The organism is Arthrobacter sp. 3Tela_A, from assembly GCF_049311025.1.
Classification (GTDB): domain Bacteria; phylum Actinomycetota; class Actinomycetes; order Actinomycetales; family Micrococcaceae; genus Arthrobacter_B.
In genome coordinates, this window is the sequence record NZ_JAXIOM010000008.1 from 40,494 (window position 1) to 64,170 (window position 23,677).

The following is a 23,677-nucleotide window of genomic DNA, read 5'->3' on the forward strand; positions in this document are numbered from 1 at the left end:
GCCGGCCTTGCGTGAATCCGGCGTTTCCTTGCTGTGGAATCAACACTCGAGCAAAAACAACCCCCTTTCTAGGGGTTTTCTGTGGAAAGAAATGCAGTTCTTCGCTTATTGTGAATTTGTGACGAGTGCAACATGGAACCGGCCCGTTTCAGCCGGCAAATCGGACGACGACGGCGCCGCAGGCTCCGCGCTCGACGTCATCTCCCTGGGCCGCCGGGTACGGCACCTGCGCAAAGCCAAAGACATGACACTCGATGACCTGGGTGCCGCCGTCGGAACCGTGGCCTCCCAGCTCTCCCTGATCGAAAACGGCAAGCGTGAGCCGAAACTGGGGCTGCTGCAGTCCCTCGCGAAGGCGCTGGACGTGAGCATTGACCAGCTGCTCGGCTCGGAGCCGCCCAGCCGCCGCGCGGCCCTGGAAATTGAGCTGGAACGCGCCCAGCGCGGCCCGCTCTATCAATCCCTGGGCCTGCCGAAAGTTCGCATTTCTTCGCGTTTGCCCCTTGACGTGCTCGAATCCCTCGTTGGCCTGCAGGCCGAACTGGAGCGGCGGCTGAACGAACAGGTGGCCACACCGGAGGAAGCGCGCCGGGCCAACGGCGAGCTGCGGGCCATGATGCGCGAGCGGAACAACTACTTCCCGGAGTACGAACAGGCCGCGCAGCAGGTGCTGGACTCAGTGGGGCACACGAACGGTCCGCTGTCCCAGCACGTCATTGCGGACATTGCCGCGCACCTGGGTTTCAGCCTGCACCACGTCTCGGACCTGCCGCACTCCACCCGCTCGGTGACGGACCTGAAGAACAAGCGCATCTACCTCACCCAGTCACAGCGCTCCGAGCACGATCCGCGGTCCGTGCTGCTGCAGGCGCTGGGCCACTACGTGCTGGACCACCAGACGCCGCGCAGTTACGGGGAGTTCCTCAGCCAGCGGGTGGCCACCAACTACTTTGCGGCTGCGCTGCTGCTGCCGGAAAAGGCGACCGTGGAGTTCCTGCAGCGGGCCAAGACGGCCAAGGAAATCGCCGTCGAGGACATCCGTGACGCCTTTGCCGTGTCCTACGAAACCGCGGCGCACCGCTTCACAAACCTGGCCACCGAGCACCTGGGCATCCGCACACACTTCCAGAAGGTGCATGAAAGCGGCATTGTCTACAAGGCCTATGAGAACGACGGCGTGACGTTCCCGTCCGATCACACCGGCGCCATTGAGGGCCAGCCGATCTGCCGGTACTGGACCAGCCGCGAAGTATTCTCAGTGCCGGACAAATTCAGCGCGTACAACCAGTACACCGACACCCCTGCGGGAACGTTCTGGTGTACGGCGCGGACCGAGCGCAGCTCCGGCGGACTGTTCTCCCTGAGCATCGGTGTTCCGTACGCGCATGTGAAGTGGTTCCGCGGCCGGGACACCACGGAGCGGTCCAAGTCCCGCTGCCCGGATCCGGACTGCTGCCGCACGCCTCCATCGGAGCTGGCCTCGGAATGGTCCGGCATGGCCTGGCCGAGCGCCCGGGCCCACTCGCACCTGCTGGCCGCCCTGCCGCCGGGCGCGTTCCCGGGTGTGGACGAGACCGAGGTCTACAGCTTCCTGCAGGCCCACGCCGAGGACTGACCGCCGTGTGAATGGGCGCTCGTGCCGGAGCGTGGAATGACGGCTGCCGCCAAACCTGGCCTCACTGCCGCGGAAACCAGGGGATAGGGTGAATTGATGGTCACCGAATCCAACAAGACAGCACTGGTCATCGGCGGAAGCGGCATCGCCGGATCATCCATCATCAGGCGGCTGAACCAGGAGGGTGGCTGGACGGTACTTTCACTGTCCCGCAACCCTGTGAGCGGCTCGGAGTCCCGGCACATCCCCGCCGACCTGCTGTCAGCAGACAGTCTCGCGGATGCCCTCAGCGGGGAACAGCCCACACACGTGTTTTTCACCGCATGGGCACGGCAGGACACCGAGGAAGAAAACATCCGCATCAACTCAGCGATGCTGCGGAATGTGCTCCAGGCACTCGAACACGCCCCGGTTGAACACGTGGCATTGATGACCGGCCTGAAGCACTACCTGGGCCCGTTTGAAGCGTATGGGGCGGGACCGGTGCCGGACACTCCATTCCGGGAAGAAGAGCCCCGGCTGCCCGTCGACAACTTCTACTACGCGCAGGAAGACGAACTCTGGGCGGCGGCTGAAAAGCAGGGCTTCCGCTGGTCAGTGCACCGGTCACACACCGTGGTTGGCCACGCCGTCGGCAACGCCATGAACATGGGCCTGACGCTGGCGGCACAGGCCACCATCTGCAGGAAACTGGGAAGGCCCCTCATCTTCCCGGGCTCTGAAACCCAGTGGAACGGTCTCACGGACGTCACCGACGCGAACCTTCTCGCCGAACACATGATCTGGGCCGCAACCACCGAAAAGGCGGGTAATGAGGCCTACAACGTCGTCAACGGTGATGTGTTTCGCTGGCGCTGGATGTGGCCGAAACTGGCCGCCTATTTTGGTGTGGAAGCCGAAGGGTTCAAAGATTGGCCTCGTCCCCTGGAACAGCAGATGCAGGGAATGGAACAGGAGTGGTCGGACATCGCCGCCGAGGAGGGGCTCAGCGAGGCAAACCTTGCCCGCATCGCGTCCTGGTGGCACACGGATGCAGACCTTGGCCGGGATATCGAGGTCCTCGCGGACATGAGCAAGAGCCGCCTCGCAGGATTCACCGGTTACCGCCGCACGGAAGACAGCTTCTTCCAGCTGTTTGACCAGTACCGCGCGGACAAGATCATTCCCTGATCAATTCCGCCCCTCCATCGAGATGACAGAAACTACCCGTTAGACCCCGCCACCCCCCTATTCGGGCAGTTTCTGTTATCTGGCTGCGCCCGGCGGGCACCCGGAGGGGCTGCGCGCTAGGCCGCCGGAAGCGTCAGGATCTCCGCGCCGTCGTCCGTAATGACAATCGTGTGCTCGCTGTGTGCACTGCGGGCACCGGTGGAGCTGCGCAGCGTCCAGCCATCTTTGTCGAAGGTGAGCTGGTCAGTGTCCGCCATGACCCATGGTTCCAGCGCCAGCATCAGCCCTGGCGCCAGCACGTAGCCGCGGCCGGGGCGGCCGGTGTTGGGGACGTGCGGGTCCTGGTGCATGGTTGAGCCGATGCCGTGGCCGCCGAACTCCGTGTTCACTGGGTACCCGGCCGCGCTGAGGACCGAGCCGATCGCGTAGGAGAGGTCACCGATCCGTGCCCCAGGGCGGGCAGCTGCAATTCCAGCTGCCAGTGCCTGTTCGGTGGTCTTGATCAGCTTCACGCTTTCGGCCGGACGGGCATCCCCAACGATGAAGCTGATCGCGGAGTCAGCAGCGATTCCGTCCTTGGACACGGCCAGGTCCAGGCTCAGCAGATCCCCGTCCTGCAGCTTGTAGTCGTACGGCAGGCCGTGCAGCACCGCGTCGTTCACTCCGGTGCAGATGTAATGCCCAAAGGGGCCGCGGCCAAAGGAGGGCGCGTAGTCGATGTAGCACGACTCAGCGCCTGCATCCTTGATCATCTGGCCGGTCCACTGGTCGATTTCCAGCAGGTTGGTACCCACGGTTGCCCGCCTTTTCATGGCCTGCAGGATGTCGGCGACAAGCCGGCCGGTAACCCGGGCCTTCGCCACTTCAGCTGCGTTCAGGATCTCGATCATGTGGTGCCTTTCGGGGGCAGGAGAATTGGCGTCTGTTCTGCATTCTGGCAGACCGTCTAGGGTGTAGGCATGCCCGAGATGCCCGAAGTGCAGGGACTCGCCGATTTCCTGCGGACCAAGCTGCTGCCCGACGACGGACCGCCCGCGCAGATTTCCGACGTGGAGGTACTCTCCTTCGCCGTGCTGAAAACGGCAGGCGTGCCATTCGAGGAACTGCAGGCGGGCCCCGTGTGTGCGGTGCAGCGCCGCGGTAAATACCTCATCGTCACCGCCGGGGGAGTGCATCTGGTAATGCATTTGGCCAAGGCGGGGTGGCTTCGGTGGTCGGACGCACTGAAGCCCGGGAAGCTGCGGCCGGGGAAGGGCCGGATGGCGCTGCGGGTCCGGTTCGCACCGCCTGAACACGGAGGGGACGAGCCGGGCTTTGACCTCACCGAAGCCGGCACGAAAAAGTCCCTGGCGGTCTACCTGGTCCGGGACCCGGCGGAAGTTCCGGGTATTGCCCGGCTGGGTCCGGAAGCGTTCGACGTCGACGAGGAGACCTTCGCGGCGCTGGTCGCCGGCCACCGCGGACAGATCAAGGGCCTGCTGCGGGACCAGTCCGTGATTGCCGGTATAGGAAACGCCTACAGCGACGAAATCCTGCACGCTGCCCATCTCTCCCCGTTTGCCAACGCAGCCAAGCTCAAACCGGAGGAAACCGAACGGCTTTACCAGGCCATGCGCGCGGTGCTCGAATCAGCGATCGACAATGCCTCCGGGCGGCCAGCTGCCGAGCTGAAGGACTCCAAGCGCCGTGCGCTGCGGGTCCATGCCCGCACCGGGGAACTTTGCCCGGTGTGCGGCGACACCGTCCGTGAAGTGTCCTTCGCAGATTCGTCCCTGCAGTACTGCCCCACCTGCCAGACCGGAGGCAAGCTGCTGGCGGACCGGCGGATGTCCCGGCTGCTCAAATAGGCCGCTCCAGAGACCAGAACAGGGGGGGGGGGGGGGGGGGGGGGGGCGGCCGCCCCCCCCCCCCTGCCGCCCCGGAAAGCGCTGGTGCCGCTAGGCGCTGACGGCCTCGGCTTCGCGGTGCTCGTCGGCGGAGCCGAGTGATGCCGCGGAACCGGACTGCACCTCGATGCGGCGCGGCTTGGCCTTTTCGCTGACCGGGATGATCACGTTGAGCACACCGTTTTCGTAGTGGGCCGTGATCGCGTCGGTGTCGATGCCCTGGCCCAGGCTGAGCTGGCGCAGGAAAGACCCGCCTTCCCGTTCACGGGTGAGCCATTGGACCCCGTCTGCGCCGCGCAGTGTCCGCTCGGCCCGGATGGTCAGCAGCTGTCCGTCGACGTCAATGTCAACGGACCCCGGATCGATGCCGGGCAGGTCAACACTCAGGACGTACCGGTCATCCTGCCGGTACAGGTCCATGGGCATGCCGCGCAGGGATTCACTGCGCACCGCCTGGGCAAAACGGTCGAGTTCACGGAACGGATCAAAACGTGTTGCCATCACAAATCAACTCCTTCACTCCGCTGTACGCAGCGGGCTGATCTGCCATTTCATCAAAGTTGAGTTGGCTTCACTCAACTTTCGGCAGTAGATTAGCACTTGCAACTCGAGAGTGCTAACCCGAGATGTTGCAGCGGAGAAATCCGCTTTCTTTCATTCGAACCTTGTCTGGAAGGAAAGGAAGCAGTGCCCCATCCTGCGTTGTTCCGGCGTGGAACAGGCAACCCCACCGAACGTCTGGAGAAACTCCGCACGCTCCCGAGCCGGATGTCAGGCTCGGCACCGTCCCCCGCACTTGATGCGGCCGGCTGGATCAGCGGACTGTGGCTGTCCGCCGCGCTGCTGGGCCTCGGCGTTTTCTCCGGTGGAACAACTTCCCTGGTGCTGGCGGTGGTGCTGCTCTACGGCACCGGAGCCGCGCTGGCCGTACTGGGCTGGCTGGCCTGGCGGGCACTCAGCGTGCGCATGCGCCGGCGCGCGGCCTCCGAACCCGGGGCGTCGGCAGCCCGGGACTTCCTGGCGGCAACAGCTTCAGCCCGGGAAGAGATCGTCCAGGCTCTCTTCCCTGCGGGAGCCACCGGCACTCCCGAAGTACTGCGGGCAACGGCGCCGGCACGGGTAGCCGCTGCGGGTGCACCCAGCAGCCCGCTTCCGGCGAAGGCCCCGAACAGCGGCCCGGATACAATACCCCGGTCCGTCCCGCGCTCCGGTAAATCTGCCATCCGCAAGAATGCCACCTGCAAGTCCGCCCACCGGCGCCGCGGCGTGCAGTCGCCCGCCCCGCCGGTGCAGGATGATTTCGCCCCCGCCGCCTAGACTGGGGCGCCATGGAAGAAATCAAGGAACCTGTCCAGCTGTCCCTGGGAAACGGGAAGCTGAACCCGGCTGCAGCGGGCTTCTCCCGCACCCCGCTGCACGCCTTCGAGAACCTTCCCCAGGGCGTGCGGCACGGCTGGCGGACCAAGCGCTGGGAGTACTGGGGCGTGCTGACCCCGGACCTGGTGCTTGGCATGACAATTGCGCACCTCGACTACACGGCTACCCTCCAGCTCTATGTGTTTGAGCGCGCCACCGGCAAGGAAATCTCCAGCGATCCGCTCAGCATTCCGCCGGGATCCACGGCCGTCCTTCCGGGAACCCTTCCGCCACTGACCGCATTGGGCACCATGGGCGGGCTGCACCTGCGCTTCCATGACGACGACGGCGGCACGCACCTGCGCGCGGAGTCCGAACGCGTCGGCGTCGAGCTCTATGCGCCCGCGGCGGGCGACGTCCTGGGCGTTGTGGTTCCATGGTCGGACACCCGCTACCAGTACACACTCAAGGACGTGGCCCGCGAGGTCAGCGGAACCGTCACCGTTGACGGCCGGCAGTATCCGGTGGGCGAAGGCGCGTTCGCCGTCCTGGACCGCGGACGCGGACGCTGGCCCTACTCCCGGCGGTGGAACTGGGCGGCAGGCTACGGCACCTCCGCCGGCACCCGGCTTGGCCTGCAGCTGGGCGGGATGTGGACCGAGGGCACACCTGCGACCGAAAACGCACTGATCGTGAACGGCGTGCTGCACCATTTCGACGCCGAACTTGAGTTCAGCTACGACCTCACCGATCCGCAGGCGCCGTGGCATGTCCGCGGGGACTGGCTCGAGGCCACTCTCACTCCGTTCCATCGGCGCCTGGCCGCAACGAACGTGGTGGCCGTCGCCTCAAAGACCTGGCAGGCGTTCGGCGAATGGTCCGGCTGGGCCGCCGCTCCGGACGGCACCCGCTATGACCTGGGCGGGGTTCAGGGCTGGATTGAGGAAGCCCGCAACCGCTGGTAGCCCCAGGACCGCCGTGATCCGCCCCGCCGTGATCCGCCCCGCCGGACAGGCAGCAGCTCTTCCCCCGCCCAGGACGCACTGCTAGGTTTCTTCCGACCTCACCCGAGCCGAAGGAGCCTTCCGTGAGCAGCAGATTCGCGTCCCTTGCCCTTGATGCCCTCGATGTGGATGCCCAGACCCGGTTCTGGACCCAGGCCCTGGGTTACCGGGTGGCTGAGGAGTTCGACGGCGGCATTTCCCTGGCGCCCGCCAACGGCGTCCCCGGACCGCCGATCGACATCATTCCGGTTCCGGACAAAAAGACAGCCAAACTCCGCCTGCACATGGATCTGGTTCCGCACGGCTGCACGCAGGAGGAGGAAGTCGAGCGGCTGCTGGCACTCGGTGCGGTCCGCGCCGACGTCGGGCAGGGTTCCAACGTCGACTGGGTGGTGCTGGCGGACCCGGAGGGCAACGAGTTCTGTATTCTGTCCGCCCGGGATTAGGGCGGACAAAATCCCCCCCCCCCGCCGGCGGGGGGGCTTTTGCGTAAACGGATTATTCGCTGATCAGGTCGCGGATCACGATCGTCTGGTCGCGGTCCGGGCCGACGCCGATCGCGGAGAACCGGGTGCCGGACATCTTTTCCAGTGCCAGCACGTAGTTCCGGGCGTTCTCGGGCAGGTCCTCGAGGGTCTTGGCCCCGGTGATGTCCTCGGTCCAGCCGTCGAAGTACTCGAAGATCGGCTTGGCGTGGTGGAAGTCGGTCTGCGTCATCGGCATTTCGTCGAAGCGCACGCCGTCGACGTCGTAGGCCACACATACCGGAATCTTCTCGATGCCGGTAAGCACGTCCAGCTTGGTCACGAAGTAGTCCGTGAAGCCGTTGACGCGGGAAGCGTGGCGGGCCAGCACGGCGTCGTACCAGCCGCAGCGGCGCGGGCGGCCGGTGTTCACGCCGAACTCGCCGCCGGTCTTCTGCAGGTACAGGCCCATGTCATCGAAGAGTTCGGTGGGGAACGGGCCGGCGCCAACGCGGGTGGTGTAGGCCTTGATGATGCCCACGGCGCGGTTGATGCGGGTGGGGCCGATGCCGGAGCCTACCGACGCGCCGCCGGCCGTCGGGTTGGAGGAAGTCACGAACGGGTAGGTGCCGTGGTCCACGTCCAGGAACGTGGCCTGGCCGCCTTCCATCAGGATCACCTTGCCCTCATCCAGGGCACGGTTGAGTTCGTAGGTGGAGTCGATGACCATGGGGCGCAGCCGGTCCGCGTAGGAGAGGAAGTACTGCACCATCTCTTCGACGTCCACGTCGCGGCGGTTGTAGACCTTCAGCAGCAGCTGGTTCTTCTGCCGCAGCGAGCCTTCAACCTTCTGGCGCAGGATCGACTCGTCGAAGATGTCCTGGACGCGGATGCCCAGGCGGGCAACCTTGTCCATGTAGGCCGGGCCGATGCCGCGGCCGGTGGTGCCGATGGCACGCTTGCCCAGGAACCGCTCGGTGACCTTGTCCATGACCTGGTGGAACGGGGCCACCAGGTGGGCGTTGGCGGAGATCCGCAGCTTGGAGGTGTCTGCGCCGCGCGCTTCCAGCCCGTCAATTTCGGTGAAGAGGGCCTCCAGGTTCACCACGCAGCCGTTGCCGATCACGGGAATGGCGTTGGGGCTCAGGATGCCGGCGGGCAGCAGCTTCAGTTCGTACTTTTCACCGCCGACGACGACGGTGTGGCCGGCGTTGTTTCCCCCGTTGGGCTTGACGACGTAGTCGACGCGGCCGCCAAGCAGGTCGGTGGCCTTACCTTTACCTTCGTCGCCCCACTGGGCTCCGACGATGACAATTGCGGGCATGGGATCCTCCCCCATTAGTTACGCTAGGGAGCCGCGCCAGGCGCTGAACCGCTACCGTGCATGAGAACGCCCCTGCACCGTGAGACGCGGGACACAGCGGTCCCTGATCCGGGTTGCGGGGCTCTTACCTGTCAAGTTTAGCCGATCTGCGGCTTCGCCCGTTTGGAAGAGCCATTCAGGGGCGTACGGTTTAGGCATGGAGCGCTTCCGCGGCTATATCGCCGGGCTGGGCACCGCCTCTGGAACCCGCCTGGTTGTTGGGCACTGGCCGGAATCTCCGTTTGGCCCGTTCACCGACGTAATGGTGGAGAACCGCTTCGGTTCCAGGCTGCTGCTGGCACCGTCCGAACCCGTGGCCCGGTACGTCTCCTCCACTTATTCCTTTGATGCGGTGGACGTGGTTCCGGTCAGCGCCTGTCTCGCTGACGGCCGGCTGAGCGTCGACGGCGGCCCCCTGCGGCTCAGCGCCCGGCTGGGAGCGGTGACCCTGCTGGGCAGGCTTCTTCAGGCCGTTCCCGCACCCCTGGCGGTGCACCCTCTGTGGCTGCAGGCGGTCAACCCGCTGGCCGGCCTGATTGTCCGCGGCGTCCGCACCGCCGGAACCACAGGTGACCGGCTCGAGTTTTACGGGGTGCGGTCGATCCGGCGGCTCTCCTCGGCACAGTGTTCCTGGAACGGCAGGGATCTCGGCCCCCTTGCACCGGTGAATCCGCCGGTCCGTTTTGGCTTTTCCTCCGTTCCGTCACGTCCGCAGATTCTGGCCGTCACCACCACCATTACCGCCAGGAATGCGGTCCAGAGCAAAGGAATCCGCGCATGGAAAACCGCTTTCACCCGCATGCCGAGTCCGTCTGGTCCTATCCCCGTCCGCCCCGGGTCGACCCAAGCACCGAACGGGTAAAAGTCTGGCTTGGCGGAAACCTGATCGCGGACACCACCGATTCGCTGCGGGTCCTGGAGACCAGCCATCCGCCGGTCTATTACCTGCCCCTGGACGTCTTCGCGCCGGGAGTCCTCCAGCCGGTCAGCGGAATCACGCACTGCGAGTTCAAGGGGGCCGCCTCCTATTTCGACGTCGTCTCCGGCCAGCGGCGGGCTGCCCGTGCGGCGTGGACCTATCCGCACCCGTTTCCAGGCTACGAAGAGCTCGCCCACGCCGCCGCGCTGTATCCGGGGCTGATGGATTCGGTAACAGTGGACGGAGAGGAGGTCCAGCCGCAGGAAGGGGACTTCTACGGCGGCTGGATCACCAGCCGGGTAACCGGGCCCTTCAAGGGGGCACCGGGCACCTGGGGCTGGTGAACCGAGTACCCCGGACACGGCAAAGGCGCCTTCCCCGTGGAAAGCGCCTTTGCTGTTACTACGGCTTGTTAGCCCTCGATCGCGGCCTTGGCAGCCGGGTCGGAAGCATCGAGGAACTTCTCGATCCGGTCCACTTCCTCAGCCTCGCCGATCGCGGCTGCGGCACGGCCCAGGGCGTAGAGCGCGCGCAGGAAACCGCGGTTGGGCTCGTGCTCCCACGGAATCGGGCCGGTGCCGCGCCAGCCGGCGCGCCGCAGCGCGTCCAGGCCGCGGTGGTAACCCACCCGGGCGTAGGCGTAGGACTCAACGGGACGCCCGTCGGCGAAGGCTTCGTCGGCCAGTGCCGCCCAGACCTGGGATGAGGTGGGGTACTTGGCGGCCAGGTCCACGGGCTCGTCACCCGCGGCGAGGCGGGCGACGACGTCGGTCTCCTCGGGCAGGTACGTCGGCTCGGGGCCGAGCAGGTTCTTGCGGAATTCGTCTGACATTAGAGGTGCTTTCCTGCCGATCCGAGGGACTGTGCGGCTTCGACCACGCGGGCGGCCATGCCCTTTTCGGCCGACGCACCCCAGACGCGCGGGTCGTACTGCTTCTTGTTGCCAACTTCGCCGTCCACCTTGAGCACGCCGTCGTAGTAGCGGAACATGTGGTCGGCAACCGGACGGGTGTAGGCGTACTGGGTGTCCGTGTCGATGTTCATCTTCACCACACCGTAGGAGACGGCGTCGGCGATTTCCTGGGCGGAGGAACCGGAACCGCCGTGGAAGACCAGGTCAAAGGGGCGTTCCTTGCCGATGGAACCGCCCACTGCGGTCTGGATCTCCTCGAGGATCTCCGGACGCAGCTTCACGCCGCCGGGCTTGTAGACGCCGTGGACGTTGCCGAAGGTCAGGGCGGTCAGGTAACGGCCCTTGCTGCCGTCCCCGAGTGCCTCAATGGTGGCCATGCCGTCAGCAACGGTGGTGTAGAGCTTCTCGTTGATCTCGTTCTCGACGCCGTCCTCTTCGCCGCCGACGGTGCCGATCTCGACTTCCAGGATGATCTTGGCTGCTGCGGTGCGGGCCAGCAGGTCCTGGGCGATCTTCAGGTTCTCTTCGAGGGTCTCGGCGGAGCCATCCCACATGTGGGAGTTGAAGATGGGGTCCTCGCCGCGCTTGACGCGTTCTTCGGAGGCTGCCAGCAGCGGCAGGACGAAGTCGTCCAGCTTGTCCTTGGGGCAGTGGTCGGTGTGCAGGGCAATGTTCACGTCGTAGCTCTTGGCTACTTCGCGGGCGTAGGCGGCGAAGGCCAGGGAGCCGGTGACCATGTTCTTGACCGATGCGCCGGACCAGTAGGCGGCACCGCCGGTGGAGACCTGGACAATGCCGTCCGAGCCGGCTTCAGCGAAGCCGGCGAGCGCGGCGTTGAGGGTCTGGGAGGAGGTGACGTTGACTGCCGGGTATGCGAATCCCCCCGCCTTGGCCCGGTCGATCATCTCTGCATAGATCTCGGGGGTTGCAATAGGCATGCTGACTCCTTAGCGAAGATTCGAAACTGCGGCAGGGCCGGGCCCTCTTTGGCTTCTCCCATCCTAGCCACAAGAGTCCTGTGTGCATCAGGGCACGCAGTTCTTGGCCCGGCGTTACATCGTCTTACGTCCTGGCCCCCGCAACACTGCTGCGGGGGCCAGTGTCCGTGCGGTCAGTCCTGGGCGGTCAGTCCTGGGCGGGCATCAGCCAGCAGTCAGTTCACCTTCTGCCCGAACACATGCCGGCGGACCCAGCCGTGCATGGCGATCGCAGCGGCCGCGGACGCATTCATGGAACGGGTGGAGCCGAACTGTGCAATGGAGAGCGTGGCTTCGGCTGCCTGGTGCACTTCGGGGGTCAGCCCGGGGCCTTCCTGCCCGAAGACGAGGACGCAGTTGCGCGGCAGGTCATAGGTTTCCAGGGGCACGGAGTCGGGGAAGTTGTCGATGCCGATGATCGCCAGCCCCTCGGCCCGCGCCCACTCGGTGAACTCTTCCACGCTGGGGTGGTGGCGGACGTGCTGGTAGCGGTCGGTGACCATTGCCCCGCGCCGGTTCCAGCGCCGTCGGCCAATAATGTGGACTTCCTTGGCCAGGAAGGCGTTGGCGGTGCGCACCACGGACCCGATGTTCAGGTCGTGCTGCCAGTTTTCGATCGCAACATGGAACTCGTGGCGCTTGGAGTCCAGGTCCGCCACGATCGCCTCGTGCTTCCAGTAGCGGTACTCGTCGACTACGTTGCGGCGGTCTCCGGCGGCCAGGAGTTCAGGATCCCACTGTTCGCCCTCCGGCCACGGCCCCTCCCACGGTCCAACACCAACCTGCGGCGTTTCAGCCGGCTCTGCTGGGGGCATTACTTCAGGGCTCTCTATCACCCTTCCAGCGTAAGGTGAAAGACTGAACCATCCCGCATCCGCAGCGGCCGGGTACGGCCTGCGCCAGACCCGGAACGGTGCGGGCAAAGAGCAGAACACGCACTGGAGGCAGACTGTGGGCGAGAACGAGAACATCGAGTGCTGGCTGACGGACATGGACGGTGTGCTCGTCCATGAGAACCAGGCGATTCCCGGCGCCGCCGAGCTGATCAACCGCTGGGTGGACACTTCCAAGCGTTTCCTCGTGCTGACCAACAACTCCATCTACACGCCGCGGGACCTCGCCGCCAGGCTGCATGCCTCCGGGCTGGACGTTCCGGAGGAGAACCTCTGGACCTCCGCCCTGGCCACCGCCGAGTTCCTGAAGGACCAGCTCAAGAGCTCAACCACCCCGGGCCGGGCGTTCGTGATCGGCGAGGCGGGACTCACGACGGCGCTGCATGAGGCCGGCCTGATCCTCACCGACACCAGCCCGGACTATGTGGTGCTGGGCGAAACCCGCACCTACTCCTTCGGCACCATCACCAAGGCCATCCGGCTGATCCTGGACGGTGCGCGGTTTATCGCCACCAACCCTGACGTCACCGGGCCTTCCCCGGAAGGTCCGCTTCCGGCAACCGGCGCCATCGCCGCACTGATTACCGCGGCCACCAACCGGGAGCCCTACATTGTGGGCAAGCCGAACCCGATGATGTTCCGCTCGGCCATGAACAAGATTGACGCCCACTCGGAAACCACCGGCATGATCGGGGACCGCATGGACACGGACATCATCGCCGGCATCGAGGCCGGGCTGACCACGGTGCTGGTGCTTACCGGCATCACGCAGCGCGAGGATATTGCCCGCTACTCCTTCCGGCCCACCCAGATCATCGACTCCGTCGCGGACCTGATCAAGACCATTTAGCCGTCCGGGCCTAAAACGGAACCTTGCCTCCGCCGCCGCCCACCGCGGGCAGCGGTACGTAGGTGTCCAGGACCTCGTCCACCACCTGCTGGTAGATCACCGGGTTCCACTGCGGGCTGGCGTGCGCGGGGCGTGCACCTTCGGTGATGAGGGAATTGGAGACCATGTTGGCCGGGAACAGTTCGGTCCAGCGGGCGCGGGCGGTGTAGTAGTTCACGGTCTCGTCGCCGGGGTTTCCAATGAAGGCCAGCTCGGCGTTCCCGATCGCACCCGCGTAGGCGGCGGCGTCGTAATGGTAGATGTAGGAGGATTCCGACTGGATCAGGGTGCTCGACGGCGCCAGCGGGGACAGCTGTTCCAGCGTCTGGTCCAGGACCGTACCCCAGCTGCGCTCGTCTTTATGCAGGATCCGCTCCCCCAGTTCGTAGCCGCCGCGCAGTGCGCTGGGGATGCGGTAGCCGGCCTCATAAAGCAGCACGACGCCGCGAATCATGTTCTGGTCCAGGACGTCGAACCGGCCGGCCGGGCTGGAGTCCAGGATGATTACTTCCACCTGCACGCCGCGGGCCAGCAGCCGTGCGGCCATTTCCACTGCCACCATCCCGCCGAAACTGTGGCCGTAGAAGTAGACGCGGTTGAGGCGGCGGGTGCGGATGTGCCGGAACACCTCGGCCTCGATCGTGTCCAGGTCCAGGCCCTTGTTGGAGTAACCCACAGCGGCCATCTGCCCGCGCCGGGCCAGCGCCGGGCGCAGTGAATTCACGATCCAGACTGCTTCTTCCCAGCTGGTCTTGTAACCGGGGAACATAAACCACATGGCGCGGGGGAACTCGGAGGCCGCGGCGTCGTCGCGCACCGTCAGGATCTCCAGCTCCTCACGCTGCTCCTGAATGAGGCGCGTGACAAAGAGGTCAGCGGCCAGCGTCAGGCCCGCGGCGGCTCCCACCAGGAACCGCCGCCGGGAAAACCGGCCAAGGCTCTCCGCATAGCGGAGGACCTTTGCTGGGTCATCGCTCATGGGCTTGGCGCAACCGGGGTGGTGCTTAGTCGAGCCCGAGCTCGTCCTTGCCGAACGCGAACAGGTAGGGCACGCCGGCTTCGGCTTCAATGCGTTCCTTGGCCCCGGTGTCCCGGTCCACGATCACGGCGACGGCGACGACGTTGCCGCCCGCGTTCCGCACGCCCTCCACGGCGGTCAGTGCCGAGCCGCCGGTGGTTGAGGTGTCTTCCAGGACAACGACGTCGCGGCCGGCGACATCGGGACCTTCCACCTGGCGGCCCATACCGTAGGACTTCTGGGCCTTGCGGACCACAAACGCGTCCACGGTTCCGCCGCTGCGGGCGGAGGCGTTCATAACGGCGGTGGCGACCGGGTCTGCACCCATGGTTAGCCCGCCGGCGCTGGCGAACTGGATGCCGGCGGATTCGATCATGTCCAGCATGACCTCGCCGACAAGCTGTGAAGCCTCGTGGTGCAGGGTGATGCGGCGCAGGTCAATGTAGTAATCGGCTTCCTTGCCGGAAGAAAGAATCACCTTTCCGCGCACTACAGCCAGCTCCTTGATCAGTTCCAGGAGGCGGGCACGGGACGCGGCGATCTGCGGGGAAGTCATGCCCCAATCCTATCCGAGCGCCCCCTATCAGCCCTTCGGGGCGGCAGGCCACGCGTCACAGAACGCACCGGCTCTGCCCGGGGAAAGAAAGCGTTGTATAGGCTGAACGCCATGCGCGAACTTCAAGCCGAAATCATTGCCGAAATGGGTGTGCACCCCGCCATTGATCCGGAAGCGGAGATCCGGCGCCGGGTGGACTTCCTCAAGGACTACCTGCACGCAGCCCACGCAAAAGGGTTTGTGCTGGGCATCAGCGGCGGCGTGGACTCCACGCTCGCGGGCCGCCTGGCCCAGCTCGCCGTCGAGGAGCTGAACGCGGAGGGCATGGACGCGAACTTCATCGCCCTGCGCCTGCCGTACCGGGTGCAGCACGACGAAGACGACGCCCAGGCCGCACTGGAATTCATCCAGCCGAAGACCTCCTGGACCTACAACATCGGCGACGCCGTTGACGGGTTCGAGAAGGCCTACGCCGCCATGGAAAACGGCAGCCTCAGCGACTTCAACAAGGGCAACATCAAGGCCCGCGTGCGGATGACCGCCCAGTACGCCGTGGGCGGGGAACACAACCTGCTGGTCATCGGCACGGACCACGGCGCCGAATCGGTGACCGGTTTCTTCACCAAGTACGGCGACGGCGGCGCGGACATCCTTCCGCTCTTCGGCCTCAACAAACGCCAAGTCCGCTCGCTGCTCAGTGGGCTGGGGGCGTCCGACAAGCTCGTAGGCAAGGCACCGACCGCCGACCTGCTCGACGGCGTTCCCGGCCAGACGGACGAAACCGAGCTGGGCATCACGTACGACGAGATCGACGACTACCTTGAGGGCCGGGAAGTCTCCGATGAGGCAGCGGAGAAGATCGAGAAGCGGTACCTCATGACGCGGCACAAGCGGACGACGCCGGTGTCGATTCTTGACGGCTGGTGGAAATAGTTCTTCGCTGGCAGGCAGTGGCGAGCCGCCTATGAAACCACGGCGTCGGCCGTTTCCAGCTGAATGGTGAAGGTCGCTGCAGTGTCTGCCCGCAGTGAGTCGATGTCCTGATCGGGAGCCATTCGCCGGAGGACCAGGGCGTTGTCGACGACGTCGAAGACGGCACGGTCGGTGATGATGCGGTCCACGACGCCGACGCCGGTCAGGGGCAGGTCGCAGGATGGGACGATCTTCGGCGTGCCGTCCTTCGCTACGTGATCGGTGATGACAATGACGCGCGGCGTCCCCGCAACCAGGTCCATGGCGCCGCCCATGCCTTTGACGAGCTTGCCCGGGATGGTCCAGTTCGCCAGGTCGCCGGAGGCGGAAACCTGAAGTGCGCCGAGAATCGCCGTCTGCACGTGGCCGCCGCGGATCATGCCGAAGGAGGTGGCTGAGTCGAAGAAGCTGCCGCCGGGAAGAACCGTGATGGTCTGCTTGCCGGCGTTGATGAGGTCCGCATCCTCGTCACCCTCATAAGGGAACGGGCCCATGCCCAGCAGCCCGTTCTCGCTTTGCAGGAACACATTCACACCCGGCGGCAGGTGATTGGCCACCAGTGTGGGAATGCCGATCCCAAGATTGACGTACTGGCCGTCCTCAAGCTCCGCAGCGGCGATGGCTGCCATCTCGTCCCGTCTCCACATGGTCTTAGGCCTCCACCCGGACCCGAACGGTCCGCTGTTCGATGTGCTTTTCCGTGATGTCAGCTTTCACCACGCGCTGGACAAAGATTCCCGGCGTATTGATTCGGTCCGGATCAAGGAAGTCCGGGCTGATTTCCTCGGCCTCCGCAATCGTCAGCCGGCCGGCCGCTGCGACCAGCGGATTGAAGTTCTGCGCCGTCATCCGGTAGCGCAGATTGCCTTCAGAGTCTGCGATATGCGCTCGGACCAAGGCTATGTCCGCAACTATGCCGCGTTCCAGGATGGCCCGCCGCCCATCGAAGACTGCTTCAGGTTTTCCTTCTGCTACCGGGGTACCGACTCCGGTGGGAGTGTAGAAGGCCGGAATCCCTGCCCCGCCCGCACGCAGCCGTTCCGCCAGGGTTCCCTGTGGAACGAACTCCACCTCCAGATCCCCGGACAGATACTGTTCCGCGAACAGCTTGTTTTCCCCGACGTAGGAACCCAGCACCTTGGCGACCTGCCTGTTCTCAAGCAGCAGTCCAAGTCCCTTGCCGTCCACGCACATGTTGTTGGAAACAATCGTCAGCCCGGTGGCTCCGCTTTCCCGCAGCGCCGTGATCAGGTTGACCGGAATCCCGCTTAGGCCGAACCCGCCGACGGCAACAGTCATGCCGTCCCGAACGGTCTCCGCCAGGGCTTCGCCGGCACTGCCCAGTATCTTATTCCCCATCAGCATGCTCCTGCGCTCATAATGTGGACGTTGTCCGCTTTGAACTCCGAGGCTAGATAGCTGGCTTCGCAGGGTCAACCAATGCAATTAAAGTGTTCGGATCATGGCCAGGACTCCAACATGCGTTCATAATGTGGACATGACCGAAGGTATACAGGGGGCGCAGGTTGTCCACCGGCTCGCGGGGGTCCTGCGGACGGTGAGCGCTGCAATGCCCCAGGGCATAGGAACCAGCGACGTCGCACGGACCGCTTCACTGCCCCGGCCCACCGCCCACCGTTTGCTTGCCTCACTGGCTGCCGAGGGGTTCCTGGACCACGACAACCGGACCGGGCGCTGGCTGCTGGGCCCGGAGCTCTATCTGATGGGCTCAGTGGCCGCGGAACGCTACGACATTTCCTCCCTCGCGCGGGAACACGTCCGGGCCCTCGCCGAAGCCACGGGAGAAAGCGCCTTCTTCTCGGTGCGCCGCGGCAATGAGACTGTCTGCCTGCTGCGTGAGGACGGCGCCTTCCCGATCCGCTCGTTTGTCCTCCACGAGGGCAAGCGCTTTCCGCTCGGCGTTGCCTCCGCGGGCCTGGCGATCCTGGCGTTCCTGCCGGAGAGCACCGTTGAGAACTACCTTGCCGCCACAGACCTCGCCGCCGAACACGGCGAGGGCCATGACCCGGACTCTATCCGGGCCCGCATCCAGGAGACCCGCACGCTCGGCTATGCCGTCAATCCGGGACTCATTGTCACAGGCAGCTGGGGCATGGGGGCAGCGGTCTTTGACCCCTCCGGCCAGCCTGCCTGGGCACTGAGCCTGACCGGCATAGCTCCCCGCTTCGCTCCGGAGCGCCGCCCCGACCTTGGCCGTCTCCTCCTCCACCACGCCCACGAACTCTCCAAGAAGCTCGGCCCTTCACCAACCCGGTAGCGCCCAGGACATTTGTGGGGCTCGGCATCCCTGTCCTTGGGACCGCCCGGCGTCCGTTTCCCTCCCTTTCGGGACAATCCTGCGTTGTGGGACCAGTCGGGGGCCCGATTCCGCTCCACTTCGGGACATCCCTGCCAGTTTGGGAAAATCCTCCGCGGCGCCGCGGCAGGAAAGTCCCAAACCGAACGGATTGTCCCAAACCGGACCGAAAGCCCATGCAGGTGCAGGACCGGTAGCGCGTTCAGCAGCAGGCCGGGGCGCCCGCCCGCCGGACGAACCGGGTCAGGCAGCCCTAATACTCCGTGCGAGCTCTGCGCGCGAAGTTGCCACCATTCCCGCTGGCCGGACGGGCCGGGTCAGGCAGCCCTAATACTCCGTGCGAGCTCTCCGCGCGAAGTGGCCGCCGGTCCCGCCCGCCGGACGGGCCGGGTTAGGCGGCTTTAATACTCCGAGCGAGCTCTGCGAGAGAAGGAGTTTCGTTGCCGCCGTTCCGGCCCGCCCGGCGGGTCCCCTGCGGCACCCGGCGGATCCCCGGCGGGCACCCACGCTACCGAGCTGGGCAAGACAAGAACCCGCCCAGCACCCCGTAGGCCCCTGTTGCGCGGATTGGGTAACGTAGCAAGTGTGAAGATTGCTACTTGGAACGTGAACTCCATTCGTGCCCGTGCCGACCGCGTTGAAGCCTGGCTGCAGCGCTCCGACGTCGACGTCCTGGCTATCCAGGAGACCAAGGCCAAGGACGACAACTTCCCGTGGGAGATGTTTGAGTTCAACGGCTACGAGGTGGCGCACTTCGGGCTGAGCCAGTGGAACGGCGTCGCCATCGCATCGCGGGTAGGCCTCGACGACGTCGAGCGCACCTTCCCGGGCCAGCCGCACTTCGGCAAGACCGCGGAGACCACCGCCGCTGAGGCCCGCGCCATCGGCGCCACCTGCGGCGGCGTGCGGATCTGGAGCCTGTACGTTCCAAACGGCCGGGCCGTGGATGATCCCCACATGCCGTACAAGCTCGAATGGCTGAAGGTCCTGCGGGACCAGGCCGCCTCCTGGATCGAGGCCGATCCGAACCTGAACCTGGCACTGATGGGTGATTGGAACATTGCTCCCCGCGACGAGGACGTCTGGGACATTGACTGGTTCCGTGCCCAGAACGCTACCCACATCACCGAACCCGAGCGGGCTGCCTTCCAGGCGTTCCTGGACTCAGGTTTCCAGGACCTCTCCCGCCCGTACACCGAGGGTCCGGGCGTCTACACGTACTGGGACTACACGCAGCTGCGCTTCCCGAAGAAGCAGGGCATGCGCATCGACTTCGCCCTGGGCTCCCCCGCTCTGGCGGCCCGCGTCACCGGCGCAAGCATCGACCGGGAGGAACGCAAGGGCAAGGGCGCCTCTGACCACGCGCCCGTGATCGTGGAACTGGACTAGGCATGGCCGGGACACCGGAGGCTACCGTGTGGCGGACGTTCCCGTACGTGTCCTACCTCCGCGCCTACGAACCCCTGGATGCGTTCGACGATGACCAGCAGCTGCGCATCCTGAACCAGCGCTCCCGCGCCCGCCACGAGACGGAGGTCCTGGAACGCAGCGACGCCGTCCGCCGGCTGGTCCGCGCCGTTTCCGATCCGTTCCCGCACAATTCCACGGATCTGGTCCGGGTGCTGCATCACCCGGGTCAGGACGGCACCACCACGCGGCTGTACTGCCCCAACCAGCTGGCGGTCCGAACGTCGCTGGCTGCGGAGTCACTGGGCGAAACCGTGCACGGACCGCTGGTGGACGTGCTGCTGCCCGAGGTGGCGCGGGAGGCCCACGCCGCCCGGATCGACCCGGATTCCTTCGCGGATTCCCTGGCCAAGCTCCACACCCGTTCAGCTACCTGGGGCGTGCCTTTCGGCTGGTTTGTGCTGATGCACGAGGATGACCAGACCGAGGTGGTCGAGGAGGACGGCCGGGTACTCACCGTCCGGCTTTCAGCCCCTGTGCAGCAGTGCATTGAGCGCGCCCGGCATGCTGCGGCGGCGCTGGCCCTGGCAGCCCCGGAACTGGACCTGCTGGACGAGCTGACGGACCTGGTCGCGTGGATGGAGGTCTTCTCCCCTGCCGCCGTGCTGGAGCTGGACTACGGCCCGGTCGCAGACCTCGTCTATCCGGACGATTCGCCGTCTGACGTGCGGCTGGGCATTGAATCACTGGCCGACGGCGACATGACCGGTGCGGCGGCGGCGTATCGGCGGCTGGCCAGCCGGTGGATCCCTATCCGTCAGCTCGCCCGCGCGTCCTGACCGCCTCCCCCGCGGGGCCCCCCCCCCCCCCCCCCCCCCCCCCCCCCCCCCCGACCCGGGTGCCGGGTTCGTTAGCGGACCCGTTCCTCCCGGCCCAGCCGGTAGCGCCGTCCCGCTTCAATGCTGATCAGCACGGTTGAGCGGCGGCCGAGCGCAGCATCCAGGGCGTCGACGAGGCTGGTCGCGTCGGCAGCCACGAGGTGTGGTGCGGCACCCTGCCGCGGCACAATCCGTACACGGAGCCCGTTGCCGTCCTGCAGCGCCCAGGTGCTGACTCCCACCGAGGTCACGTCGGGATCCTTGAGCAGCGCTTCGCGCAGCGCCTGTTCGGGCACCGAACCGCTGATGGCAATCCGGCCGGCTGCGCCGTCGTCGTCGTATTCGGCAACGAGCGTGTCCGCCCTGCCTCGTCCCTGTGCAGCAATCCAGAGCACGAGCAGCACAGCAAGAACGATCATGGCCAGGGCCAGGGCGGGCCAGAGCCAGCTCTGACTCAGTCCCGGCATGGCGGTGCCGCTCAGCAGGCGCCCTCCTCCGCTGAGAACGGCCGGGGCGGTGTCCTGCCACCAGCGGGCGGCGGCGGGGTCAACGCTGAGCAGTACGAGTCCGGCGCCCACAGCGAGCAGCAGCAGGCCGCCGAGCCCCAAGAGCACACGGTTTAGGGAACGTGGGGTGCGGTTCACTGGCCGATCGCCCCCACGGTTGATACCAGCACGGTTACGGCCGGCTGCGGCTGCAGTCCGGTGAGCGCCAGCTCATCCTCGACGGCGGCACGCACGGCCTCTGAATCGACGGGGATTCCGGACGTGGGACGGATCCTCACTTCGACCCGTGTCCGGCCGACCGTCACCAGGACCTGGCTGGAGGTAACCCCCGCAGTCAGGCGGGCGCGGCGGGCCAGGGAAGAGGCCAGGACTTCGGCGTCCACCACGACGGCGGCACGCGAGTTCGGGATGGGATAGCGGGCCCGGCGGCCGGGAAGCACCCCCATCAGGAAGAACCAGAGGCCAGCCAGGAAGATCAGGGCGCCGGTGAGGCCCAGGACCAGGGGGTCCGCGTCCCCCGGCAGTCCGGCGAGCCAGTGGCCGAAGGTGGGCGGATCAATCAGCCATTCGTCCTGCCCCAGGGACTGCAGTACCGACTCGAGCAGGACATACAGGCAGAAGAGAATGCCGAGTGCGGCGGCAATCACTGCGGGAACAGTCCGTGCGGCATGGGTTTCCCGCCGCACGATGCGGCCGGTGGAGCCTTCGGTGGGCGGTGCAGCGGTGGTGTCGCTCATTTCACCCGGCTCCCTTCCTGCACGCGGATGCCGGTCACGCGGATGTCCACGAGGGAGAGGATTGAACCGGTGAGGTAGGTGATGCGTTCCAGCAGCACCGGCTTCGCGGCGTGCACCCGGTCCCAGACCGACCCGCCGGTACGTTCCACCAGCCCCGGGTCCTTCACGACGGCGCCAAGCGGCGGCATGGTGACCGGCAGGGCCAGTGACAGGGCCAGCAGACCCTGGTCGTCGCTCCAGGTGACCCGGATTGCAGAAGCCGGAACACCGAAATGTTCCGCTGCCACCGCCTGCGCAGTGCTGGTCAGGGCCTGGGTGCTGATCCGGTTGTGCCCGGCCAGCGGCGCGGCGGTGCGGGGCCTGGTGTCAACCGGCACAACAGCAGTGCTCATGAGGAGGAGCGGCGCCCGGTGAGGGCGTCCCGCACGCTGCGGAAATCGACTTTGCCTTCAGCGGCACGGCCAAAGAAGGCTCCGACCGCTATGAACAGGGCCATCAGCAGGAAGCCCCAGAAATCAAAAAGGAGGGCGGTAAAAGCCAGCACGGCGCCCACTGCCATGCCCACCACGGTCGGTTTCATTGTTCCTGCCTTACTTTCAGTCCCGTGCGGGACCGGATACGCGTTGGTTGATCCTTCAAAGCCCGGAAGACTGCGCATTCTCAGTCCTGAACCGTGCCCGGCTGGCGCTTGACGGTGCGGGGATCCAGCGCCTCGGGAACGTGCACATCCGCCACGGAGACGTTGACTTCCACCACGTTGAGCCCCACCAGGTCTTCCACGGCGGAGTACACGGCGGAACGGACGGAGTCGGCAAGGCCGGTCAGCGGGATGCCGTAGTCGGCCACCAGGGTGATGTCCACGGCGGCCTCGGTCTCACCGACTTCAACGTTTACACCGGCAGTGGCGGTGGTGTCTGAGCCTGCGACGGCGTCGCGCACCGCGCCCAGGGTCCTGCCGGCACCGGTGCCAAGCGAGTGCACCCCGGGAACTGCTCTCGCGGCGATTGCTGCAACCTTGGCCACAGCCTGTTCCGCGATGGAGGTGCGCCCGCCCGGCTCGGTACCGGCAGGCGGAGCCGGAACATCCGGTGCCGGGGGCAGGTGTGCCGCGGCATTCGGTTTTGGCCCGGGTCCGGGCGGCGGTGCGGAGACTGGACCCCGACCGGCCGGCGTCGGGGTTCCTGGCTGGTTTCCGGCAGCGGCTGGACCGTTTCCCGGAGTGATCTGGGCATCTTCCATAAGAGCCAAGCCTAGCCCCTCACCTGTCCCATTGGGCAGGGAGGCCTCAGCCCATCCGGACGAGGCGGCCTGTCACCTGGGTTGGATCGATTCCTACGAACATGTTGCGCTGCCCGCCGCCGTAGGGTGCGGTGCTGCGCATGCCCCAAAGCGTGGTCAGCAGCGACTCGTCACGAACCGCATTCGCACGTCCGCTGACCAGGACGGACCACCCTGACATGGCATCGCCGTCGTGCGCGTCCACCTGGAAGGAGGTGTTGAGGTCTCCCGGCAGCAGGGCCAGGCCACTGTCTTCACTGGTCCGGAAATAAACGGACTTATTGTGCACCAGGTAGTTGACGGGAAAGACCAGCAGCCTGCCGTCCTGCAGGAACGCGATCCTGCCGGTTTCCTTGCCGCCGATCAGGGACCAGCACTGGGCTTCGCTCAGCTCCTCGTTCTCATGCGGGCTCACGGAGTCCCACTGGAACGCTTCACTGTTTGGAATCATCTTTGACCTCCATAGGGTTCGACCGCTCAAGTGAACCGTCCCGTGACGGTGAAGGAAAGGGTGAACGGTGTTCCGGGGTCCCGGACAAGGCAAAATGCACGCAGACAG

General features: G+C 65.9%; 29 protein-coding genes. 13 read left to right on the plus strand and 16 right to left on the minus strand.

The window, feature by feature from the left end; genetic code table 11:
* Positions 1-91: 91 nt before the first annotated feature.
* Entirely contained in the window at positions 92-1,615 is a 1,524-nt protein-coding gene (locus TVC13_RS04405) for a helix-turn-helix domain-containing protein (protein WP_422400020.1), read from the plus strand.
* Positions 1,616-1,711: 96 nt separating this feature from the next.
* Positions 1,712-2,785, plus strand: coding sequence for an SDR family oxidoreductase (locus tag TVC13_RS04410; RefSeq protein WP_422400021.1), 1,074 nt, complete (start codon positions 1,712-1,714; stop codon positions 2,783-2,785).
* A gap of 116 nt (positions 2,786-2,901) precedes the next feature.
* Here the strand turns inward: TVC13_RS04410 and map are convergent, their stop codons facing one another.
* Positions 2,902-3,675, minus strand: coding sequence for a type I methionyl aminopeptidase (map, locus tag TVC13_RS04415; protein ID WP_422400022.1), 774 nt, complete (start codon positions 3,673-3,675; stop codon positions 2,902-2,904).
* 69 nt (positions 3,676-3,744) lie between these two features.
* Between map and TVC13_RS04420 the strand changes: the two genes are divergently transcribed.
* Positions 3,745-4,632 carry a DNA-formamidopyrimidine glycosylase family protein gene (locus tag TVC13_RS04420; RefSeq protein ID WP_422400023.1) on the plus strand — a complete coding sequence of 296 codons (888 nt, stop codon included), beginning with the start codon at positions 3,745-3,747 and terminating at the stop codon, positions 4,630-4,632.
* A 90-nt stretch (positions 4,633-4,722) separates the two neighbouring features.
* Here the strand turns inward: TVC13_RS04420 and TVC13_RS04425 are convergent, their stop codons facing one another.
* Positions 4,723-5,172 (minus strand): Hsp20/alpha crystallin family protein, encoded by a 450-nt coding sequence (locus TVC13_RS04425; RefSeq protein WP_422400024.1) that lies wholly within the window; start codon positions 5,170-5,172, stop codon positions 4,723-4,725.
* A gap of 186 nt (positions 5,173-5,358) precedes the next feature.
* On the opposite strand from TVC13_RS04425, the gene TVC13_RS04430 reads away from it, so the two are divergent.
* From TVC13_RS04430 to TVC13_RS04440, 3 genes are all read left to right on the plus strand, one after another.
* Complete coding sequence (locus tag TVC13_RS04430; protein WP_422400025.1) at positions 5,359-5,988, plus strand: hypothetical protein; 630 nt, start codon at positions 5,359-5,361, stop codon at positions 5,986-5,988.
* 11 nt (positions 5,989-5,999) lie between these two features.
* Positions 6,000-6,992: a DUF2804 domain-containing protein gene (locus TVC13_RS04435; protein ID WP_422400026.1), complete on the plus strand. Its 993-nt coding sequence runs from the start codon at positions 6,000-6,002 to the stop codon at positions 6,990-6,992.
* Positions 6,993-7,114: 122 nt separating this feature from the next.
* Positions 7,115-7,477, plus strand: a complete 363-nt coding sequence (locus TVC13_RS04440; protein ID WP_422400027.1) for a VOC family protein — start codon at positions 7,115-7,117, stop codon at positions 7,475-7,477.
* A gap of 52 nt (positions 7,478-7,529) precedes the next feature.
* Here TVC13_RS04440 and TVC13_RS04445 read toward each other — a convergent pair whose 3' ends face one another.
* Entirely contained in the window at positions 7,530-8,819 is a 1,290-nt protein-coding gene (locus tag TVC13_RS04445; protein WP_422400028.1) for an adenylosuccinate synthase, read from the minus strand.
* A gap of 196 nt (positions 8,820-9,015) precedes the next feature.
* Here TVC13_RS04445 and TVC13_RS04450 point away from each other — a divergent pair, with 196 nt between their 5' ends.
* A complete protein-coding gene (locus tag TVC13_RS04450) occupies positions 9,016-9,720 on the plus strand; it encodes a hypothetical protein (protein ID WP_422400029.1) in 705 nt (234 codons plus the stop codon).
* Entirely contained in the window at positions 9,636-10,121 is a 486-nt protein-coding gene (locus tag TVC13_RS04455) for a DUF427 domain-containing protein (RefSeq protein ID WP_422400030.1), read from the plus strand. The genes TVC13_RS04450 and TVC13_RS04455 overlap by 85 nt, the downstream gene beginning before the upstream one ends.
* 68 nt (positions 10,122-10,189) lie before the next feature.
* Here the strand turns inward: TVC13_RS04455 and TVC13_RS04460 are convergent, their stop codons facing one another.
* The 3 genes from TVC13_RS04460 to TVC13_RS04470 form a co-directional block, all read right to left on the minus strand.
* Positions 10,190-10,609 carry a DUF3151 domain-containing protein gene (locus TVC13_RS04460; RefSeq protein ID WP_422400031.1) on the minus strand — a complete coding sequence of 140 codons (420 nt, stop codon included), beginning with the start codon at positions 10,607-10,609 and terminating at the stop codon, positions 10,190-10,192.
* Positions 10,609-11,628: a class II fructose-bisphosphate aldolase gene (fbaA, locus tag TVC13_RS04465; RefSeq protein ID WP_422400032.1), complete on the minus strand. Its 1,020-nt coding sequence runs from the start codon at positions 11,626-11,628 to the stop codon at positions 10,609-10,611. The genes TVC13_RS04460 and fbaA overlap by 1 nt, the downstream gene beginning before the upstream one ends.
* A 215-nt stretch (positions 11,629-11,843) precedes the next feature.
* Entirely contained in the window at positions 11,844-12,482 is a 639-nt protein-coding gene (locus TVC13_RS04470) for a TrmH family RNA methyltransferase (protein ID WP_422400033.1), read from the minus strand.
* Between the two features lie 175 nt (positions 12,483-12,657).
* Here TVC13_RS04470 and TVC13_RS04475 point away from each other — a divergent pair, with 175 nt between their 5' ends.
* Complete coding sequence (locus TVC13_RS04475; protein WP_422400071.1) at positions 12,658-13,410, plus strand: HAD-IIA family hydrolase; 753 nt, start codon at positions 12,658-12,660, stop codon at positions 13,408-13,410.
* Positions 13,411-13,420: 10 nt separating this feature from the next.
* Here the strand turns inward: TVC13_RS04475 and TVC13_RS04480 are convergent, their stop codons facing one another.
* Both TVC13_RS04480 and pyrE read right to left on the minus strand, forming a co-directional pair.
* Positions 13,421-14,428 carry an alpha/beta hydrolase gene (locus TVC13_RS04480; protein ID WP_422400034.1) on the minus strand — a complete coding sequence of 336 codons (1,008 nt, stop codon included), beginning with the start codon at positions 14,426-14,428 and terminating at the stop codon, positions 13,421-13,423.
* 25 nt (positions 14,429-14,453) lie between these two features.
* Entirely contained in the window at positions 14,454-15,023 is a 570-nt protein-coding gene (gene pyrE, locus TVC13_RS04485) for an orotate phosphoribosyltransferase (protein WP_152224850.1), read from the minus strand.
* Between the two features lie 111 nt (positions 15,024-15,134).
* Between pyrE and nadE the strand changes: the two genes are divergently transcribed.
* Positions 15,135-15,956 (plus strand): ammonia-dependent NAD(+) synthetase, encoded by an 822-nt coding sequence (gene nadE / locus TVC13_RS04490; protein ID WP_422400035.1) that lies wholly within the window; start codon positions 15,135-15,137, stop codon positions 15,954-15,956.
* A gap of 29 nt (positions 15,957-15,985) precedes the next feature.
* On the opposite strand, the gene TVC13_RS04495 is transcribed toward nadE, so the two are convergent.
* Positions 15,986-16,642: a CoA transferase subunit B gene (locus TVC13_RS04495; protein WP_422400036.1), complete on the minus strand. Its 657-nt coding sequence runs from the start codon at positions 16,640-16,642 to the stop codon at positions 15,986-15,988.
* A gap of 4 nt (positions 16,643-16,646) precedes the next feature.
* Positions 16,647-17,354, minus strand: coding sequence for a CoA transferase subunit A (locus tag TVC13_RS04500; RefSeq protein WP_422400037.1), 708 nt, complete (start codon positions 17,352-17,354; stop codon positions 16,647-16,649).
* 139 nt (positions 17,355-17,493) lie between these two features.
* Between TVC13_RS04500 and TVC13_RS04505 the strand changes: the two genes are divergently transcribed.
* The 3 genes from TVC13_RS04505 to TVC13_RS04515 all read left to right on the plus strand — a co-directional run bounded on the left by TVC13_RS04505 (position 17,494) and on the right by TVC13_RS04515 (position 20,558).
* Complete coding sequence (locus TVC13_RS04505) at positions 17,494-18,273, plus strand: IclR family transcriptional regulator (protein WP_422400038.1); 780 nt, start codon at positions 17,494-17,496, stop codon at positions 18,271-18,273.
* Between the two features lie 624 nt (positions 18,274-18,897).
* Positions 18,898-19,701, plus strand: coding sequence for an exodeoxyribonuclease III (locus tag TVC13_RS04510; RefSeq protein WP_422400039.1), 804 nt, complete (start codon positions 18,898-18,900; stop codon positions 19,699-19,701).
* Positions 19,702-19,703: 2 nt separating this feature from the next.
* A complete protein-coding gene (locus tag TVC13_RS04515) occupies positions 19,704-20,558 on the plus strand; it encodes a hypothetical protein (protein ID WP_422400040.1) in 855 nt (284 codons plus the stop codon).
* Positions 20,559-20,629: 71 nt separating this feature from the next.
* On the opposite strand, the gene TVC13_RS04520 is transcribed toward TVC13_RS04515, so the two are convergent.
* From TVC13_RS04520 to TVC13_RS04545, 6 genes are all read right to left on the minus strand, one after another.
* The gene (locus tag TVC13_RS04520; protein WP_422400041.1) at positions 20,630-21,241 is read right to left on the minus strand and encodes a hypothetical protein; all 612 of its coding nucleotides are present in this window, start codon (positions 21,239-21,241) and stop codon (positions 20,630-20,632) included.
* On the minus strand, positions 21,238-21,840 hold the full coding sequence (locus TVC13_RS04525; RefSeq protein ID WP_422400042.1) for a DUF6286 domain-containing protein: 603 nt from the start codon (positions 21,838-21,840) through the stop codon (positions 21,238-21,240). Before TVC13_RS04525 ends, TVC13_RS04520 begins: the two co-directional genes overlap by 4 nt.
* A complete protein-coding gene (locus TVC13_RS04530) occupies positions 21,837-22,232 on the minus strand; it encodes a hypothetical protein (RefSeq protein WP_422400043.1) in 396 nt (131 codons plus the stop codon). Before TVC13_RS04530 ends, TVC13_RS04525 begins: the two co-directional genes overlap by 4 nt.
* Positions 22,229-22,420, minus strand: a complete 192-nt coding sequence (locus tag TVC13_RS04535; protein ID WP_152224870.1) for a DUF2273 domain-containing protein — start codon at positions 22,418-22,420, stop codon at positions 22,229-22,231. The genes TVC13_RS04530 and TVC13_RS04535 overlap by 4 nt, the downstream gene beginning before the upstream one ends.
* Positions 22,421-22,500: 80 nt before the next feature.
* On the minus strand, positions 22,501-23,079 hold the full coding sequence (locus TVC13_RS04540; protein WP_422400044.1) for an Asp23/Gls24 family envelope stress response protein: 579 nt from the start codon (positions 23,077-23,079) through the stop codon (positions 22,501-22,503).
* 46 nt (positions 23,080-23,125) lie between these two features.
* Positions 23,126-23,569: a pyridoxamine 5'-phosphate oxidase family protein gene (locus TVC13_RS04545; protein ID WP_422400045.1), complete on the minus strand. Its 444-nt coding sequence runs from the start codon at positions 23,567-23,569 to the stop codon at positions 23,126-23,128.
* Between the last annotated feature and the right edge of the window lie 108 nt (positions 23,570-23,677).